The sequence below is a fragment of the Halotalea alkalilenta genome (genome assembly GCF_001648175.1).
In the GTDB taxonomy this organism is placed as follows: domain Bacteria; phylum Pseudomonadota; class Gammaproteobacteria; order Pseudomonadales; family Halomonadaceae; genus Halotalea; species Halotalea alkalilenta_A.
The window spans coordinates 4,211,906-4,231,161 of record NZ_CP015243.1 but is presented as its reverse complement, the minus strand read 5'-3'; the positions used below and the strand labels follow the sequence as shown (position 1 = coordinate 4,231,161).

13 protein-coding genes are annotated in these 19,256 nt (G+C 64.0%); 4 read left to right on the top strand and 9 right to left on the bottom strand.

The annotated features are described in order from the left end of the window. Positions 1 to 31 precede the first annotated feature (31 nt). The 4 genes from A5892_RS18900 (at position 32) to A5892_RS18885 (ending at position 5,506) form a co-directional block, all read left to right on the top strand. Entirely contained in the window at positions 32 to 793 is a 762-nt protein-coding gene (locus tag A5892_RS18900; protein WP_223302739.1) for a DsbC family protein, read from the top strand. Between the two features lie 121 nt (positions 794 to 914). After that, positions 915 to 2,228 (top strand): homoserine dehydrogenase, encoded by a 1,314-nt coding sequence (locus tag A5892_RS18895; protein ID WP_064124630.1) that lies wholly within the window; start codon positions 915 to 917, stop codon positions 2,226 to 2,228. Between the two features lie 78 nt (positions 2,229 to 2,306). Continuing rightward, positions 2,307 to 3,695, top strand: a complete 1,389-nt coding sequence (gene thrC / locus A5892_RS18890; protein WP_064124101.1) for a threonine synthase — start codon at positions 2,307 to 2,309, stop codon at positions 3,693 to 3,695. A gap of 8 nt (positions 3,696 to 3,703) precedes the next feature. Then, positions 3,704 to 5,506: a single-stranded-DNA-specific exonuclease RecJ gene (locus tag A5892_RS18885; RefSeq protein WP_223302738.1), complete on the top strand. Its 1,803-nt coding sequence runs from the start codon at positions 3,704 to 3,706 to the stop codon at positions 5,504 to 5,506. A 67-nt stretch (positions 5,507 to 5,573) separates the two neighbouring features. Here A5892_RS18885 and A5892_RS18880 read toward each other — a convergent pair whose 3' ends face one another. The 9 genes from A5892_RS18880 to A5892_RS18840 all read right to left on the bottom strand — a co-directional run bounded on the left by A5892_RS18880 (position 5,574) and on the right by A5892_RS18840 (position 19,247). Further along, the gene (locus A5892_RS18880) at positions 5,574 to 8,117 is read right to left on the bottom strand and encodes a heavy metal translocating P-type ATPase (RefSeq protein ID WP_064124099.1); all 2,544 of its coding nucleotides are present in this window, start codon (positions 8,115 to 8,117) and stop codon (positions 5,574 to 5,576) included. A gap of 44 nt (positions 8,118 to 8,161) precedes the next feature. Further along, complete coding sequence (locus A5892_RS18875; RefSeq protein WP_064124098.1) at positions 8,162 to 8,626, bottom strand: MerR family transcriptional regulator; 465 nt, start codon at positions 8,624 to 8,626, stop codon at positions 8,162 to 8,164. Positions 8,627 to 8,846: 220 nt separating this feature from the next. Next, positions 8,847 to 10,016, bottom strand: a complete 1,170-nt coding sequence (locus A5892_RS18870; RefSeq protein ID WP_064124097.1) for a porin — start codon at positions 10,014 to 10,016, stop codon at positions 8,847 to 8,849. Positions 10,017 to 10,555: 539 nt separating this feature from the next. Continuing rightward, positions 10,556 to 11,725: a porin gene (locus A5892_RS18865; protein WP_064124096.1), complete on the bottom strand. Its 1,170-nt coding sequence runs from the start codon at positions 11,723 to 11,725 to the stop codon at positions 10,556 to 10,558. 475 nt (positions 11,726 to 12,200) lie between these two features. Further along, the gene (locus A5892_RS18860; protein WP_064124629.1) at positions 12,201 to 13,865 is read right to left on the bottom strand and encodes an ABC transporter ATP-binding protein; all 1,665 of its coding nucleotides are present in this window, start codon (positions 13,863 to 13,865) and stop codon (positions 12,201 to 12,203) included. 34 nt (positions 13,866 to 13,899) lie between these two features. Next, complete coding sequence (locus tag A5892_RS18855; RefSeq protein WP_064124095.1) at positions 13,900 to 14,808, bottom strand: ABC transporter permease; 909 nt, start codon at positions 14,806 to 14,808, stop codon at positions 13,900 to 13,902. Positions 14,809 to 14,842: 34 nt separating this feature from the next. Beyond that, positions 14,843 to 15,769, bottom strand: coding sequence for an oligopeptide ABC transporter permease OppB (oppB, locus tag A5892_RS18850; protein ID WP_064124094.1), 927 nt, complete (start codon positions 15,767 to 15,769; stop codon positions 14,843 to 14,845). 55 nt (positions 15,770 to 15,824) lie between these two features. Next, a complete protein-coding gene (locus A5892_RS18845) occupies positions 15,825 to 17,450 on the bottom strand; it encodes a peptide ABC transporter substrate-binding protein (protein WP_082890565.1) in 1,626 nt (541 codons plus the stop codon). A gap of 186 nt (positions 17,451 to 17,636) precedes the next feature. Then, complete coding sequence (locus tag A5892_RS18840; protein WP_064124093.1) at positions 17,637 to 19,247, bottom strand: peptide ABC transporter substrate-binding protein; 1,611 nt, start codon at positions 19,245 to 19,247, stop codon at positions 17,637 to 17,639. Positions 19,248 to 19,256: the final 9 nt, after the last annotated feature.

The window sequence follows — 19,256 nt, the reverse complement described above, 5'->3', positions numbered from 1 at the left end:
CGACGCGATACGTTTTTCAGGAGATCGATAGATGCCATTCACCTCGTTTGCCGCCCCGCGTCGCCTGTTCGGTCGGGCGCTGCTAGGTACGTTCGCCCTTGGCGCATCCATGGCGGTGGCCGCTGACGAACCGCCCGATGGGCTTGAGCGCTTGACGATCAATGGTACCGAGGTCGCGGTGAGAGACGCCCGCAGTACGCCGATCGAAGGGCTCTACCGGCTGCGGCTCGAAAGCGGTGAAGTGGTGTTCTCGGATGCCCAGGGTCGCTACATGCTGGTGGGCGATCTCTACGAGAACGGCCCCGGCGGTCTGGTCAACCTGAGCCGTCAGGCCGAGAACCAGGAGCGCCGCGAGGCGCTCGCCTCGCTCGACGAAGATGACATGGTGATCTTTCGACCGGCAGGCGAGATCAAGAGCACCTTGACGGTGTTCACCGATACCTCGTGCCCCTATTGTCACAAGCTTCACGCCGAGGTGCCCGAGCTCAACCAGCGCGGTATCGCGGTGCGTTATCTGGCTTTCCCTCGCGCGGGCGAGAACTCCCCCGGGGCGCGCCAGCTCGCTCAGGTCTGGTGCAGCGACAATCGCAGTGAAGCGATGAGTGCCGCGGTACGAGGGGAGGAGCTGAGCGCCTCCGGCAGCGCCTGCGTCGCTCAGATCGAACGTGATTACGAACTAGGCAAGCGTCTTGGCGTGCAAGGCACGCCGGCGGTGGTGTTTCCCGATGGCAGCATCGTTCCGGGCTACCTGCCGGTCGACCAGTTGACCCAGCTGATCGATGCGAGATCCTGAAGCCGCCTAGGGTGGTGAGGCAGGATGGGTAAGAGAATCGATGGGCGACGACTCGCCCGGTCAATCATGCAGTGAGAGAGTGATGGCAATCTTGGAATCCGCGGGCAAGGCACCAGTCAATCTGAAACCTGTACGAGTCGGCATTTGCGGTCTCGGTACCGTTGGCGGCGGCACCTTCAACGTGCTGACCCGCAACGCCGATGAGATCGCCCGTCGCGCGGGTCGCCCGATCGTGATCGAGCAGATCGGCGCGCGCCGTGACAACCCGCTGTGCGATCTGTCCTCGGCGAAGGTGACCCGCGACATTTTCGAGGTCGCCCGCAATCCCGATATCGATGTGGTGGTCGAGCTGATCGGCGGTTATGAGGTCGCCCGCCAGCTGGTGCTCGAGGCGATCAGTCATGGCAAGCACGTGGTCACCGCCAACAAGGCATTGATCGCGGTGCACGGCAGCGAAATCTTCCGCGCCGCCGCGGAGCGCGGCGTGATCGTCGCTTTCGAGGCGGCGGTGGCCGGGGGCATTCCGGTGATCAAGTCGCTGCGCGAAGGGCTCGGAGCCAACCGCATCCAGTGGCTCGCTGGGATCATCAATGGCACCGGCAACTACATCCTTACCCATATGCGCGACGAAGGGCGCACCTTCGAGGACGTGCTCGCCGAGGCCCAGGCGCTGGGCTACGCTGAAGCCGACCCGACCTTCGACATCGAAGGGATCGATGCCGCCCACAAGCTGACCATCCTGGCCTCGATCGCCTTCGGCGTGCCGCTGCAGTTCGACAAGACCTACACCGAGGGCATCTCGCGGATTACCTCGGAGGACATCGAGCAGGCCGACAACCTTGGCTACATCATCAAGCATCTCGGTATCGCTCGGCGCACCGATGGCGGGGTCGAGCTGCGCGTGCATCCGACGCTGATCCCAAAGACTCGTTTGCTGGCCAACGTCCATGGGGTCAAGAACGCGATCGAGGTGATGGGCGATGCGGTAGGGCCGACGCTCTACTACGGTGCCGGTGCCGGTGCCGAGCCGACTGCCTCCGCGGTGGTTGCCGATATCCTCGACGTTGCCCGCGATATCGCCACCGAGCACAATTACCGCACCCCGTACCTGGCGTTCATCGGCATCGATGACGACCAGGACCGGTTGCCGATCCTGCCGATGGAGCGAATCGTCAGCGCCTACTACCTGCGTCTCTCCGCGGTCGATCGGCCGGGCGTGCTGGCGCGGGTAGCGATGATCCTCGCCGAGCAGGAGATCAGCATCGAATCGCTGATCCAGAAGGAAGCGAAGAGCGGCGACCTGGCGACGATCATCATGCTGACCCACGCTGTGCGCGAGGCGAACATGAATGCAGCGATCCTGAGCCTCGAAGCGCTCGACGACATCGCGGGTCCGGTCACCCGCATTCGGGTCGAGAACCTCGACGAGCAGTGAGCCTTGGATCGACGACGGCCATGCCGTCGCATCCCTTGCAATGATCCGGCCCGATCAGGGCCGCACGAGACATGAGCGATGCGCTATATCAGCACTCGCGGGAAGGCTCCCGCACTTGGTTTCGAAGACGTGGTCCTCACTGGTCTCGCCAGCGACGGCGGGCTCTACGTACCGGAGGACCTACCTCGCCTATCGCACCAGGAGCTGGCGGAGTTCGCCGGACTCTCCTACGCCGAGATCGCCTTCCGGGTGATGCGTCCCTTCGTCGGTGGCGCGATCGATGACGGCACCTTCAAGCGGCTGGTCGAAGAGAGCTATGCCAGTTTTCACCATGACGCGGTAGTGCCGCTCAAGCAGCTCGACGCCAATCATTTCCTGCTCGAGCTGTTCCACGGCCCGACGCTGGCGTTCAAGGACGTCGCGCTGCAGCTGCTTGGCCGGCTGCTCGATCATTTCCTCGCCAAGCGGGACGAGCGGGCGGTGATCCTCGGCGCCACTTCGGGTGATACCGGGTCCGCTGCGATCGAGGGTTGCCGGCACTGCGAGCATCTGGACATCTTCATTCTCCATCCTTACCAGCGGGTTTCCGAGGTGCAGCGCCGCCAGATGACCTCGGTGCTCGCCGACAACGTGTTCAACATCGCGATCGAGGGCAACTTCGACGACGCCCAGGCGATGGTCAAGGCGAGCTTCGCCGACCAGGCCTTCCTCGACGGTACCCGGCTGGTCGCGGTCAACTCGATCAACTGGGCGCGGATCATGGCCCAGACCGTCTATTACGTCGCGGCGGCGGTGGCGCTCGGTGCACCGCACCGAGAGGTCAGCTTCACCGTACCATCGGCCAACTTCGGCAATCTCTTCGCCGGCTACATCGCTCGCGAGATGGGATTGCCGATTCGCCAGCTGGTGATCGCCACCAATGCCAACGACATTCTCCATCGGGTGATCAGCGACAACGATTTCTCCCGGCGTGAACTGCTGGCGACGCTCGCGCCCTCGATGGACATCGTGGTCTCGTCGAACTTCGAGCGCCTGCTGTTCTTCGCCTACGATCGCGATACCGGTGCGGTAGATGCGCTGCTCGAGCGTTTCAAGCACGAGCCCGCCTCGCTCGCCGATGCGCCACTCGAGCGCCTGCGCGCGCTGTTTTCAAGCTACAGCGTCGATGATGCGGAGATCCTCGAGACGATTCGCGATGCCCATGCCCGCACCGGCGAGTTGCTCGATCCTCACACCGCCACCGGCTACCGCGCTGCCGAGCGCTGCAACCGTCATCCAGAGGTGCCGATGGTGACCTTGGCTACCGCGCACCCGGCCAAGTTCGCCGAGGCCGTGGTCAAGGCCGGCTTTACCGAAGTCCCGCTGCCCGAGGCGATGAGCGACTTGCTCACTCGTGAGGAGCGCTACGAGGTGTTGCCGGCTTCGCTCGAGGCGGTGCAGGACTACATTGCCCGCGCGCGCCGCTGATGCGGCCCGTGGGCGATAGCGGGGGCGCTGCGCGGGTCGACTATGCCGCGCCGCGGCTGGTCGCGCGCGAGGTCGATCGTGAAGTCGAGGCGGCGGCGCTCGCCGCCGGCCTGAGCCCGCTGCAGGCGCGACTGCTCGGCGGCAGGCTCTGCTCGCCGCTGCATGCGCTCGATGCGCTGATTTCACCGAGCCTGCGCCATCTCGTCCACCCTGGGCGGCTGCGCGACGGCGCGCGCGCGGCCGAGCGGATCGCCCGCGCGGTGGCCGAGGGTGAGCATATCGGCATACTCACCGACTACGACGTCGATGGCATCACCTCCCATGTGGTGATCCTGCGCACCCTGGTCGAGCTGTTCGGGGTGCCGCGTTCGCGCATCCATAGCCTGATTGGGCATCGGATCAACGATGGCTACGGGATCTCGCAGCCGCTGGTGGAGCGTACCCTCGCACTCAGGCCCAGGCCGACGCTGGTGATCAGCGCCGACTGCGGTTCATCGGACGAGCCGCGCATCGCTCGGCTCAGCGCCGCGGGGATCGACGTGGTAGTCACCGACCATCACGCCCTGCCGATCGATGGGCCGCCGCCTTCGGCCTACGCGGTGGTCAACCCGTCCAGAAGCGACTGCGATTACCCCGATGCCACCATCGCCGGCTGCATGGTCTCCTGGCTGACCATGTCGCTGGCGCGCTCGACGCTGATCGAGATGGGCGTGCTGCCCGCGGCGACGCCGAAGCTCTCGGCCTGGCTCTCCTATGTCGCACTCGGCACCGTGGCCGATTGCGTTTCTCTTGGCGACAGTGCGATCAATCGCGCGGTGGTGACCCTGGGGCTCTCGCTGATCAATCGCATGGATGAACCCTGTTGGCGGGCGATGGCCGAACGTCTCGGCCCCGACAGCCTGCCGTTCACCGCCGAGACCCTGGGCTTTCAGATGGGGCCGAGGATCAACGCCCGCTCACGGCTCGATGATCCCTATGCGGCATTGCACTTCATGCTCGCTGAGACCGACGATCGCGCGCGGCACCAGCTCGAACTGCTCGACCAGGACAACCAGTCGCGCAAGGTGATCGAAGCCACCATGACCGAGGAGGCGAAGCGGCTGGCCCAAGCGCCACTCGGCCGCGGTGCCAGGGTGCTGGTGATCCATCTCGCCGATGGGCATGCCGGCGTTCAGGGCATCGTCGCCTCGCGTCTGGTCCAGGCGTTCGGCCGTCCGTGCTTCGTGCTCACCCCGGCCGCTGCGCCGGGGCAGCTCTCCGGCTCGGGGCGCTCGATCGAGGGAGTGCATTTGCGTGCCGCGCTGCAGCGCGCTGACGAGTTGGCGCCTGGAGTACTCGAGCGTTTCGGCGGGCACGCCGGCGCAGCGGGAATCGGGCTTGCTGCTTCCGGGTTCGAGGCTTTTCGCGCGGCGATCGAGCAAGCCGTGGACGAGCAGCTGGGGGAGCGCGAGCTGCACCCGCTGATTCTCACCGACGGGGAGTTGCCGCTACAGGCGCTCGATCTTGGGCTGCTCGATGAGATCGAGCGTCTCGCACCCTTCGGCCGCGAGTTCGAGACGCCGCTGTTCGAGGGCCGGTTCGAGGTACTTGGCACCCGGCTGGTGGGCGCCGATGGCTGCCACTTGATGCTCGAGCTCGGCGCGGGTTCGCGCGCGCTCAAGGCGATCTGGTTTCGCGCGGTAACGCCCGGCGAGGCGGTGCCTTTCGGCGCAGGCGCCCGCGTGCGCTGCGCCTTCAAGCCTTCACGCAACCGTTACCGCGGGCGCGAATCTCTGCAGTTGATGATCGAGCACGCTGAACTTCAGTACTGATGAAGCGCCTCGGGCGGGACGAAACGAGCCACCGGTTTTCATCGGTGGCTGGTTCCTTGCGCCATGCTCAAGCGGCCGCGCGGCGCAGGCGCAGGGCGTTGGCGAGGACGAACACGCTGGATAGCGCCATTGCCCCGGCGGCGAGCTCCGGAGACAGCAGCGGCCCGCCGAACAGGGTCAGCACGCCCGCGGCGACCGGAATCAGTGCGACGTTGTAGGCGAAGGCCCAGAACAAGTTCTGTGCGATGTTGCGCATCACCGCGCGCGATATCTCGATCGCCCGCAGTATTCCTCGTGGCTGGCCGTTGACCAGTACCACATCGGCTGACTCGATCGCGATGTCGGTGCCAGAGCCCATCGCCACACCGACGTCGGCGCTGGCCAGTGCCGGGGCGTCGTTGATTCCATCGCCGACGAAGGTGATCGAGCCCATGCGCTGGCGAAGCCGCTCTACCGCTGCGACCTTGCCACCGGGCAGCACTTCGGCGATCACCTCATCGATGCCGAGCTGAGCGGCGATCGCTTCACAGGTGCGGCGGTTGTCACCGCTGACCAGCGCGACCTTGATACCGTGGGCATGGAGGCCATCGATAGCCTCCCGACTGCTGGGTTTGAGCGGGTCGCTGACCGCCAGTACGCCGGCGAGCCGACCGTCGACCGCCGCGAACAGCGGCGTTTTTCCCGTCTCGGCCAGCTGGGTGGCGCGCGCATCCAGGGCCGCTGGGTCGATGCCCAGTTTGGCCAGTAGCCTTCCAGTACCGATGGCGATCTCGCGACCATCGACCTGTGCGGTCACACCGAGTCCGGTGAGCGATTCGAATCTTTCCAGCGTTCCACGGCGCAGGCCGCGCGCTTCGGCGGCGGCGACGATCGCTTGGGCGATCGGATGCTCCGAGCGCACCTCCACCGTGGCGAGATCGGCAAGCAGCCGCGCTTCGTCGATGCCTTCAACGATCTCGAGTTCGGTCAGGGCTGGCCGACCTTCGGTCAAGGTGCCTGTCTTGTCGAGTGCCACCACGCGAACGTTCCTGAGGCGTTGCAGCGCCTCGCCCCTGCGCAGCAGCACCCCGAGCTGGGCAGCGCGGCCGGTACCGACCATGATCGAAGTCGGCGTCGCCAGTCCCATCGCGCAAGGACAGGCGATGATCAGCACTGCCACTGCATTGACCACGGCAAGACCCAGCGAAGGCGCTGGCGCCAGCAGTAGCCAGGCGAAGAAGGTGAGCAGCGCCACGCCCATTACCGCCGGAACGAACCATAGCGTCACTCTGTCGACCAGTGCCTGCACCGGCAGCTTGGCGCCTTGGGCCTCTTCCACCATGCGCACGATCTGGGCCAAGAGGGTGCCTTCGCCTACCTCCGTCGCGCGAAAGATCAATGCGCCCCGCTGATTGAGGGTGCCGGCGGCAAGCCGTTCGCCTGCGCGCTTGGCGATCGGCATCGGCTCGCCGCTGAGCATCGATTCATCGACGAAGCTCTCTCCTTCGAGCACCACGCCATCCACCGGGATCCGCTCGCCGGGCTGGACCAGCACCCGCATGCCGGTCTCGATTTGGTCGATGGGCAGCATGGTGACGACGCCGTCGCGTTCGATGCGTCCTTGCCGTGGACGCAGGCCGATCAAGTGGCGAATCGCGCTGGAGGTGCGCCCGCGTGCGCGTATTTCCAGATAGCGCCCGAGCAGGATCAGCGTGACGATCACTGCGGCTGCTTCGAAGTAGACGTTGGCGGTGCCCGCTGGTAGCCAGCCTGGTTGCAGAGTGCTGATCAGCGAGTAGAGATAGGCCGCGCCAGTGCCTACGGCGACCAGCGAGTGCATGTCCGGTGCTGCGCGCAGCAGCGCGGGTATGCCCTGGCGGAAGAATCGCCTGCCGGGCCCGGCCAGTACCAGGGTGGCGAGTATCGCCTGGAGCAGCCAGAGATTGTGCTGCCCGACGGTAGCGACCAGCAGGTCGTTGAGGCCCGGTATCAGATGCCCGCCCATCTCCAGAACGACTATCGGCAGACTGAGCACGGTTGCCAACAGCAGCGCCCGATGTAGCGATCGCTGCTCTTCACGCTGGCGTGCTTCCTGGTGTTCGCTCGCGTTGGCCGTGAGTGGTTTGGCCGAGTAGCCTGCATCTTGCACCGCGCGTATCAGGCTGGCGTCGTCGACCTTGGCATCGAGTTCGACGGTCGCGCGCTCGCTGGCGAGATTGACGTAGGCGTGGGCTACGCCGCTGACGCGGCCAAGCGCCCTTTCTACGCGGGATACGCAGGAGGCGCAGGTCATGCCTTCGATCTCGAACTCGCGTCGCATCGATGAACGCTCGTCGCCCTCCGTCATCCCGCCATGGCCGCACGCCGGCTGCGCAGGCGCGGCCGGCTCCTTGGAGAGTTCGTCTTCGTGCACAGGGCGGGCGTGGTAGCCCGCGGCCTCGACCGTGGCGATCAGCTCCTGGCGCCCCAGCACGGTGTCGATTTCCAGGCGCGTCTTGTCCAGTGTGGTGATCGAGGCCGCTGGATCGGCGGCCTCGATCCCTTGTCTGGTGCGCTGGACGCAGTGTCCGCAGCTGAGCCCGCTGAGGCTCAGCGACCAGTGGTGTCGGGCGGGAGCGATGGCTTGTTGCATGAGTGAAGCCTCCTAGAGTAGGCCCCGGATGCCGGTGGATAGCCTCAGTGGGAGGCTTCTTGCGCGTGCTGCTTCTCCACTCGAGACGGACAGCAGTCGTCCGCGCCTTCGTTCCAGTGCTCGATCAGCTGGCAGATGGTGTGTCCGTCGGGTGAGCCGTCGGGCATGGTCGACCAGGCGGTGAGCGCCTGCTCCATTCGTTCGGCGAGGCTTTGCAGTTCACGAATGCGCGCTTGGACTTCAGGCAGGCGAGCGCTGAGCATGTCGCGGACCAGCGGGCAGGGTGAATCACCTTGGTCTGCGTGAGCGACGATGTCGCGGATCTCCTTGAGGCTGAACCCCAGGGTGCGCGCGCGAAGGATGAAGCGCAGTCGACCGAGCGCGCCTTCGTCGAACAGCTGATAGTTGTTATGAGGGTCTCGCGCTGGTTCGAGCAGGCCTTCGCGGACATAGTGACGGACCGTTTCGGCGGTCACTTCGGCGCGACGCGCCAATTCGCTGACTTTCATTCTCGCCTCCAGAGGCTGCTGCGACTTCCTGTATCTCGCAGTCTAGAACCTGTGGGTAGCACTTGGGTCAATGGCAAGGGTGGTGAGACAAGAGGGATGAGACAGGAGTGATGAGAACGGTGCGGGAGGGGGAGTGGCGAACAGGAGGAGATGAAAACCTTCCGCCCCGGCGAGCCGGGGCGGAAGGAAGCCGAACTAAAGCGTTGCCTTGCTTGGCGACTCAGTAGTTGTAGCGGACCAGGATGCCGGTGACGTCGTTGTCATAGGCGTCAGCGCCGGTATCCGACTTGTCATCCATGATCATGTGCTCGAGGGCGATGATCAGCTGCTCGTTGAAGGTGATCGCGGCTACGCCGAAGATCTTGCGATCCATGCGAGCATCGCCGTCGTTGTCCTTGGCGTAGCTGTACTGGCCGTAGAGCTGCAGGTCGCCGATTTCACCCAGCGCGCCCGGGAAGGTATAGCCGGCGAAGGTGTCGTAGTTGCGCGCGGACTGCATCACGCCGCCCTGACGGTCGGTGGCGATGAGGTTGCGCGACTCGCCGCCGAGTGCGGAGATGTACCAGTTGCCCGGCGCCCAGTTGAAGCCGACTTCCCAGTTGTTGACGTTGGGATCGTCTTCGTAAGTGTCATTCACTACGCCTTCCGAGGCGGTATAGCCGCTTTCGCTGATGCGCGCGTAGTTGTAGCCGGCGAACAGGGTGACGTCGTAGCCCAGCCGGTAGTTGAACGCCAGCTGAGCGAAGTACTCGCGCTCGGCGCCACGGTCGGCGTAGACGAGCTCGCTGCCATTCACGCCGACCAGATCGCTGTCGATGTCGCCGCGGGAGGTGCCGTACATCGCACCCAGGGTCCAGTCACCCACGTCGACGACGTACTTGATCGAACGGTCAGGGCGCTGCATGCCGAGCCAGTCGCCGGCGTAGCCCATCCAGGTCTGGGAGGTGTAGTCGGTATAGAGCCACGGTTGGTCAGTGTAGACGTCGACCAGGTCATACATGACCGAATACTGCTTACCAACGGTGACGGTACCGTAGGTGGGGTTGCTCAGGCCGACATAGAGGTGGCGCTTGGTATGGTTGTCGTCACCGTGTTGGAAGAACGGGTCGAAGCCCCATTCGGTGCGCGCCAGCGCGGTCCAGTCATCGGCGAAGTAGTGCTCATAGACCAGGTTGATACGCGAGCCGGCGTTGTTGAAGTTGTCTTCATCGCTGCCGCCGTCATTCCAGTCATAGCTGCCAGCGATACGGCCGTTGATCACGAAACGGTTGTTGGGCGTTTCGAAGGCGGTGAAGGCGGCCGCGCGTTCGACGGTTGCCATCGAGGCAAGGCCGACGGCGACGGCGATGGCGCTGTGCTTGAAGATCTGTCGATGTGCTGAACGCTGCATTGTCGTAGTGTTCCCGAATGTTTTAGTGGAGCCAACCGCTGCAAGCTGCGAGGACCTTGCGCGGGCAAGCACTGCTTTTTGTCGGTGTCGAGCGAGCTTGCACTCACTTAGAACACAGTCTTCGGGTTGGGAACGGCGCCGATCGACTTGGTATGTGCGTGGGGTCGTTGTCGTCGCCAATATCACCAATCCGGTCCCGCGACCCGCATGGTGCCTAGCTCATTGGTGCTACAGCTGCTGCCAATGGCTGACCCGCATGAGGTTAATTCACCTAAACCACTGTTATTCTGAGAATTGTGTATGTGCCGATTCAGGTGATGTGATCTTTATACCGAAAAATGGCGCGCACCTCATCATCGACTGTTGGATAGTTCCATTTAATTACTCAATTAAAACTTGCCTTGCAAATGATTTGCTGTATCGATGATTGGGCGCAAGGCGTCTTTCCGGCGCAAAAAAGCCCCGCCTGGCGCCCTGAGCCGCCCAATGGGATGGGCGGTTCAGACCAGGTGGGACTTTCGCTGCGTCGCCTGTCGGGATTAGTAGTTGTAGCGGACCAGCAGAGCGGTTGAATCCTTGTCTGCGGTGGTGTTGCTGCCACTGGCGGTCTTGTTGTCGTTGAACCGATGCTCGAGCGCCAGGATCAGCTTGCTATCGAAGGCGACCAAGGCGGTACCCAGCACGTAGTAGCTCGCGCGCTGGCTGGTGTCCTTGTCCTCGTAGCGGTTGACGGCGCTGTAGAGCTGGACGTCGCCGAAGCTCGTAAGTTCGGGGAAAGTGTACCTCGCCACGCCTTCATAGCCGCGCGCGCTCTGGTAGGCCCCATTACCCTGGCCGCGCAGGTTGCGCTGCTCGCCGGCGGTCACAGCGAGGTACCAGTTGCCCGGGGTCCAGCTGGCACCGAGCAGCCAAGCGTTGACGTTGGGGTCTTCGGTGACCTGGCCCGCGTCGCTGGTGACGTAGTGCTGCTCGATGCGGCTGTAGTTATAGGCCGCGGCCAGGGTCAGGTCCTCACTGGCTTTCCAGCTCAACGCGGTCTGGGCGAAGTACCGGCGCTCGCCGCCGCGGCTGACGTACTCGGGGTTGCCGGTAACGGAGTCGAAACCGACGAGATCGGATTTGTTCTCGCCGGTCGAGGTACCGTACATCAGGCCCCAGGTCAGGTCGTCCCAGGTGTTGCGATAGGAGATCGACTGGTTCGGACGGCTCAGGCCCTGGAAGCCGTTACCCATGTTGCCATTGAACGAGCCCTGCGCCTCGGCGCCATAGACCCACAGTTGGTCGGTCATGATGCCGACCATGTCGTAGTAGATCGACCACTGCTGGCCAAGCAGTACGGTCCCGTAGACCGGATGCTTGACGCCGACGTACTGGTGGCGCTTGGTGTGGTTGTCGTCGCCATTCTCGAAGAAGGGATCGAAGCCCCATTCGGTGCGCGCAAGCGCGGTCCAGTCATCGGCGAAGTAGTGTTCGTAAACCAGGTTGATACGCGAGGCCTGGTTCTTGAAGTTGTCTTCACCGTCGACGCCGCCGCGGTTCCAGGTGTAGTTGCCGGCGATACGACCGTTGATGATGAAGCGGTTGTTGGCGTCTTCGTAGGCGGTGAAGGCCGAAGCCTGTTCGATGGCGCTGAAGGAAGCGGCGCCGATGGCGACGGCGAGCAGGCTGAGTTTGAAAGTATGGCGTGCGTGGGATGTTGCGTTATGCATTATCGGATTCCTGATGATCCTAATGGATGTGGCGCTTTTGTAGTTGTGGGTCGAACAGTTGTGGATAGGCCAGTGGCGATCGATTTGTACTAGTTGTGGCCCTCTCGATGAGCGCAGGAGACCGCTCTGCGGCTCGGTCGGTGTGGAATCGCTACCACTGGTGATCGACGGGCCTTTGGCGCATCCGCGATCTTTTATACTGAAAAAGTTCCATCAAAAATAGCTATTTGTAGAGGGATTTTTATTTGCAATGCTAATCATTGTATTGTTATTTAAATGTTTGAAAACTAAGGATTAGCTGGGTCTGTAGTTATTACGCCCGGTTCTGCGCTTTACTTCCGAACCAGCTCGCAGGATTCATCCGTGACGAGGCCGCCGGCCCTCATCGGGAGGGCCGGGGTGGATAGCATTGGCAGACAGCGCTGGTAGATGGCTTTGGTATGAGAAGCGCCGGCACTGGGGCCGGCCTGAGTCGTCAGCCTCGATGCAGGGTTTCGGGTGTCGGGCCGTTGGCGCGATTGAGGAAGGCGGCCTTGAGCAGCGCCTGGGTATAGGGCTCGCGCGGTGCGGAGAATATCCGCTCGGCCGGGCCTCGTTCCACCACCTGGCCGTCCTTCATCACCAGCACGGTGTCGGCCAGTGCCCGTACTACCGCGAGGTCATGGCTGATGAATACATAGGTCAGCCCGTACTTGCGCTGGATATCGCGCAGCAGCTCGACCACGCGCACCTGTACCGAGCGATCGAGCGCCGAGGTCGGCTCGTCGAGCAGCAAGAACTCGGGTTTCAGTACCAGGGCGCGCGCGATGGCGATGCGCTGGCGCTGTCCACCGGAGAACTCGTGCGGGTATCGGCCGCGCATCCGAGGGTCGAGAGCGACCTCCTCCAGCGCCTCGACCACCCGTTGGTCGCGCTGGCGGCGATTGAGCTCGGGGTGATGGACCTTGAGCCCTTCGCTGATGATTTCGCTGACGTTGAGACGAGGCGAGAGCGAGCCGTAGGGATCCTGGAACACTACCTGCATGCGCGAGCGCAGCGGCCGCATGCCGCTCTTGTCGAGTCGCTCTAGATCGGTGCCGTCGAAATCGATCGATCCCTTGCTCTCGACCAATCGCAGCAGCGCTCGGCCGAGGGTGGATTTGCCCGAGCCCGATTCGCCAACGATGCCGATGGTCTGGCCGCGTCTTACGGTCAGATCGATCCCTCGCACCGCCTCGAAATACTCGTCGGCGCGAAACAAATGCTTCCTGGTGGCGAAGCGCACCCGTACGTCCTTGGCGTCGAGCAGCACCGGCGCTGACTCCTCGACCGGCTGTTTGCTGCCACGCGGCTCGGCGGCCAGCAGCATGCGGGTGTAGTCATGGCGAGGATTGGTGAACACCTCCTCGACCGAGCCCGACTCGACCAGCTCGCCATGGCGCATCACACAGACGCTGTCGGCGAAGCGCTTGACCAGGTTGAGGTCGTGGGTGATGAACAGAATCGCCATGCCGAGGCGAGCCTGCAGTTCCTTGAGCAACTCGAGGATCTGCGCTTGCACGGTGACGTCCAGCGCAGTGGTCGGTTCGTCCGCGATCAGGAGCTTTGGCTCGCAAGCCAGCGCCATCGCGATCATCACGCGCTGGCGCTGGCCGCCGGAAAGTTCGTGCGGGTAGCTGTCGATCCTTCGAGCGGGGTCGGGAATGCCGACCTGTTCGAGCAGTGCCAGCACGCGTTGGCGCACCGCCGCTCCGTGTGCCTTGCGGTGCTTCTTCAGCACCTCGCCGATCTGCTTGCCGACCCGATGCAGCGGGTTGAGCGAGGTCATCGGCTCCTGGAAGATCATCGAAATCGCGTTGCCGCGAATCCGGCGCATCCGCTTGAGCGGCATCGAGACCAGCTCTTCGCCCTCGAACTCCGCCCGGCCGGAGACCTGAGCCAGATCCGGCAGCAGATGCATCAGTGCGCTCGAGGTCACCGACTTGCCCGAGCCGGACTCGCCGACCAGCGCCAGGGTTTCGCCGCGCCGCAGGGTAAAGCCGACGTCCTTGACCGCGTTGACCGCGCCGGTATGCAGCGCGAAGTCGACGCACAGGCCCTCGACCTTCAGCAGCGGGACGTTGTCCTCTTGGGGATGAGGAGAGTGCTGGGGTGCGTTCATCTTGGTTCCCTTGGTATCCATCGTCGCGGGCCGTTCAACGGGTCTTGGGGTCGAGCGCATCGCGCAGACCGTCGCCGAGGAAGTTGAGACAGAACAGCGTCACAGCGAGGAACACCGACGGGGTGACCAGCAGCCAAGGGGCGCTCTCCATCATTTCGCGGCCCTCCGAGATCAGCACTCCCCAACTGGTCAGCGGCTCCTGCACGCCGAGGCCGAGGAAGGAGAGGAAGCTTTCGAGCAGGATCACCTTGGGCACGGTCAGCGTGACGTAGACGATCACCGGGCCGATCGCATTGGGGATCAGGTGGCGGGTGACGATCTTCGAGTCCTTGACCCCGAGCGCCTGGGCCGCCTCGACGAACTCGCGGCGTTTCAGCGCCAGTACCTGGCCGCGCACGATGCGCGCCATGTCGAGCCATTCGACCGCACCGATCGCGGCATAGATCAGCAGGATGTTGCGGCCGAACACCACCATCAGCAGGATCACCATGAACATGAACGGCAGCGAGAACATGATGTCGACGAAGCGCATCATCAGGCTGTCGATGCGCCCGCCGAAATAGCCGGCGATGGCACCGTAGAGCACGCCGATCACCAGGCTCACGGCGGTGGCGACCAGCGCTACCGAGAGCGAGATCTGGCCGCCATAGAGGGTGCGCACCAGCAGGTCGCGGCCGTTGGCGTCGGTGCCGAGGTAGTGGGTCGACTCGAGCGACGGCGGGCTCATGAAGTTCTCCCAGTCGACGTCGGCCAGACCCCAGGGCAGCAGCAAGGGACCGACCAGGCAGACGGCCGCGAGCAGTACCAGGATGATCAGGCTGCCCATCGCGGCCTTGTTCTGGCGCAGCCGGTGCCAGGCGTCCATCGCCAGGCTGTCGCCGGCGCCGAGGAAGGTTTGCGGAGCGACGCTCTTGGCGACGCTGGGTACGTTGTCTTGGCTCATCTGTTGGTCACCGAATCTGGGTCGAGGAGCAGGCTCAATCGTCGTAGCGGATCTGTGGATCGAGGACGCTGTAGAGCAAATCGACGATCAGGTTGAGCAGCACGATCAGTACCCCGTAGAAAACCACCACCCCCATCACCAGGGTGTAGTCGCGGTTGAGCGCGCCCTGGACGAAATAGCGTCCGATGCCGGGCAGGCCGAAGATCTGCTCGATCACGATAGAGCCGGTGATGATTCCGGCGATCGCCGGCCCCAGGTACGAGATCACCGGCAGCAGCGAAGGCCTGAGCGCATGGTGGAAAATCACCTCCGATTCGGAGAGCCCCTTGGCGCGGGCGGTGCGGATGTACTGGCTGCCGAGCACCTCGATCATCGAGGCCCGGGTGAGCCTCGCGATCGCGGCGATCTGTTGGATCGACAGCGCGATCACCGGCAGCACCATGTTGGCCCAGGCGCCGCCGTTCCAGCCGCCGGCTGGCAACCAGGCCAGCATTACCCCGAACACCAGTGCCATGATCGGCGCGATCACGAAGTTTGGGATCGCGATGCCACCGAGTGCGATGCCCATTACCACGTAGTCGACCGTCGAGTTGCGTTTCAGCGCGGCGATTATCCCGAGCGGCAGGCCGATCGCCAGCGCCAGCGCGATCGCCCAGGCACCCAGCTCGAGGCTGACCGGGAAGCCCTGCATGATCAGATCGGTGACGCTGAAATCCTTGTACTTGAACGAGGGGCCGAAGTCTCCCTGCAGCAGGCCGCCCATGTATCGCAAGTATTGCGACCACAGCGGCTCGTCGAGGTGGTAGGCCGCCATCAGGTTGGCTTCGATCTCCGGTGGCAGCTGGCGCTCTCCGTCGAAGGGGCCGCCTGGCGCCAGGCGCATGAGGAAGAACGAGACGGTGATCACGATCAAAAGCGTCGGGATCGCCTGCCCGAAGCGCTTGAGGATGTAGGTCAGCATGGCGTACGTGCATTCCAAAGCCGGGGGATGGAAGAGTCTTGGGAGCCTTGCGCTTTCACTCGGTGACGCTCATGTAGCGAAGTGGATGGACATCGAGCGGATTGCCTTGCCAGCCCTGAACCCTGTCGGAGACGAGTTTGGTCGAGACGTAGTCATAGAGTGGCACTAGTGCGTAGTCGTCGAGCAGTTGCTGCTGAGCTTCGGTCAGCAGCTCAGCGCGGCGTGTAGGGTCGAGCTCGGCGGTGCTGCGCGCGACCAGCTGGTCGTAGGCCGGATTGGTGTAGCCGCTGTAGTTGCCGCTGGCACCGGTGACGAAGGAGCTGAGCAGATCGAACGGATCGTCCACGGTGGCAATCGCACCGTAGCGGCCGACCTGGAAGTCGCCCTGGCGCAGGGTGGCGAAGTGCACCGCCGTCTCGCGGTTGGTCAGCCGAGTCTCGATCCCGATCGCGCGCCACATCGCAGCGATCGCCACCGCCACTTTGCGATGGTCTTCGAGCGTGTTGTAGGCAATCTCCAGCTCGAGCGGCTGGCCTGGGCCGTAGCCTGCCTCGGTGAGCAGCGCGCGAGCGCGGTCCAGGCGCTGCTCGAGCGGTTCTTGCATGAAGCCCATCGTGCCGCCTGCATTGCCGGACATCGCCCGGGGCAGGTACCAGTAGGAGGGAATCTGGCCCATGCCGAGGATGGTGTCGGTGATCACCTCGCGGCGAACGGCGAGGTTGAGCGCCTCCCGCACCCGCTTGTCGGCAAGCGTCGAGCCTTCGCGCTGGTTGAGCACGTAGTAGTACTCGCCGAGGATCGGATTGATCCGAAGCTCGTGTTCGAGATTCTCTCTGGCCCAGCCGATCTGGGATGACGGGACGCCGAGGTAGGAGATGTCGATCTCTGCGGTGCGAAAGCGGTTGAGCGCCGCCTGGGCATCGTCGAGTGGGTAGAGCACCGCGGTATCGAGCTTCACCTGGTCGGCCGCATGGAAGCTGGGATTCTTCTCGAGCCGGATTTCGGTCTGTGGCGTCCAGGCGGTGAGTTGGAAGGCGCCGCTGACCACCAGTTTACCGGGGATGACCCAGCGCGCTCCCGGTTGGTCGAGCGCCTGATCGATGTAGTGCTCGGGTAGCGGTGCGGATTCAGTCATCGCCATCGCTTGGAGGAAATAGGCGGTGGGCTGGGTCAGCCGTATCTCCAGCGTGCGTTCGTCGAGCGCCTCCACCCCGAGGGTGTCGGGCGTGGCGTCACCGCGGTTGACCGACTCGGCACCCTCGATCGGGTAGTAGAGGTTGGCGTTGTAGGCTGCGGTCTGGGGCGCGAGCAGCCGGCGCAGCGCGAACACCGCATCCGCGGCGGTGATTTCCTGGCCATCCGACCATTGCGCTTCGCGCAGATGGAATCGATAGGTCCTGCCATCGTCCGATACTTCCCAGCGGTCGGCGAGCCCGGGGGTGAGTTCACCTTGGGCGTCGTATCCCACCAATGGTTCGAACAGCTCGCGGGTAATGCGTGTTTCCCAGTCGCCCGAGGCCTTCTGTGGATCGAGCGTGCCGGGTTCGGCGCCATTGGCGATATGGATGGTCGCCGCTTGGGCCGAGGCGAAGGGGAGCAGGCCGAGCAGTAGCGCCCCGGTGATTGGACCCCTGAGCGGTCGGGCGCGAGAGGATAGGCCCGAGAACAGTCGATGAAGCATGCGTTGCTCCTGAAACGGCTTTACCGTCGGCGCCGGATCGCGGTGCCGATACGGTAGATGATTAGGCAACTATCGTGCCATGCACGTTTTGGCGGCAGCCTGGGTTGACGCTGCCCATCGTACGTGGGGAAGTGCGCCAAGCTCCCAAGCTTGGGTCGGTGTCGATGCGTCTGATCATCTCCCGGCTCACTGTGCTTGCAGCGATAACCAGCGGGCGAGATGTCGGTTGAGTACGTTGTCCTGCCAGCCCTTTACACCCTCGGCGACGAGATTGCGTGAAGCGTCGAAGTAGAGCGGCAGCAGCGCATAGTCATCGAGCGCCTGCGCCTCCGCGGCCTGGAGTATCGCCGCTCGGCGCTGCTGGTCCTGTTCGGCGGCGGCGCGCTCGAGCAGGGCATCGAACTGGTCATCGCGATAGCCGCCGTAGTTCTTGGCGTTGCCGCTTTGCAATATGCCGAGGAAGTTGTCTGCGTCATCGTAGTCTCCGATCCAGCTTGCCCGGCCGATGCCGAACTGACCGCCAGCGAGATTGGAGAAGTGCACGCTCGCCTCGGCGTTGACCAGCTCGGTCTCGACTCCTATGGCGCGCCACATCGCCGCCACCGCGATGGCGATGCTGCGATTGGTGCGATTCTCGTTGAAGGCCAGGCGCAGCACGAGCGGCGAGGCTGAGTAGCCGGCATCCGAGAGCAGCGTACGCGCCCTCGCTTGGCGCTGGTCGAGCGGGGCGTCCAGCCCAGGCATCTGCGCGCCTTGATAGTGATCGACGCCGGGGGGGACGAAGCTCTCGGCGGGGATCACCGTGCCCTGCATGATCTTATCGGCGATCACCTCGCGGTCGATGGCCAGGTTGAGCGCTTCGCGCACGCGCTTATCGCTCGTCGGCTGGCCATCGCGCTGATTGAGCGCGTAGTAGTAGACCCCGAGCTCGGTCGAGAGTCTGACCTGCTCACCCAACTGCTGCGCGAGCCGCGGATAGTCTCCAACCGGGAAGCTGCGTACGACGTCGAATTCGCCCGCGCGGAAACGCTGTACTCCGGCTGCGGGATCCTCCATCGGATAGTAGTCGATACCTTCCAGGGCTACGCTTTCGGCCGCATGGAAATAGGGGTTCTTGACCGCGCTCAGGTGGTCGTGGGAAACCCAGCTGCGAGGTGCGAAAGCGCCGTTGGTGACGATCTCATCGATGCTGCTCCAGTCATCGCCCAGGCGCTCGATCAGATGGGTCGGCAGCGGAGAAGCGGCGATGTGGGCGAGCAGCGCCGGCAAATAGGTGATCGGCTGGACCAGCTCGATGCGCAATTGATGCTCGTTTTCCGCGCTTACGCCGATCGACTCCAGCGCCACTTCGCCCCGGGCCGCTTGCTGCGCGCCCTCGATCGGATAGAACAGGCTGGCGTAGACCGACGGCGACTTGGGATCGAGCGCGGTGCGAAAGGCGGTAACGAAGTCCACGGCCTTGACCGGCTCGCCATCGGACCATCGGGCGTCCTCGCGCAGTTCGAAAGTATAGGTCCGCCCGTCGTCGCTGACCTGCCAGCCGCTGGCGACGCCCGGTATGTATCGACCCGTGGCGTCGAGCGTCACCAGGCCTTCGTAGAGATCCCCCAGCACGTCATTGTCGAATACGGTGCCGTTGACTCTGGCCGGTGCCAGCGAGGCCGGCTCGCCCTGGATCGCCATGCGCAAAGTGGCCGCCTGGAGCGGTGGGGCGAGGGCGGCGAACAGCAGCGCGCTGCAGCCAGCGGCGAGGATACGCTTGAGGCGAGAGGACGGGATGAAGAGCAGGGATGTCATCGGCAAACT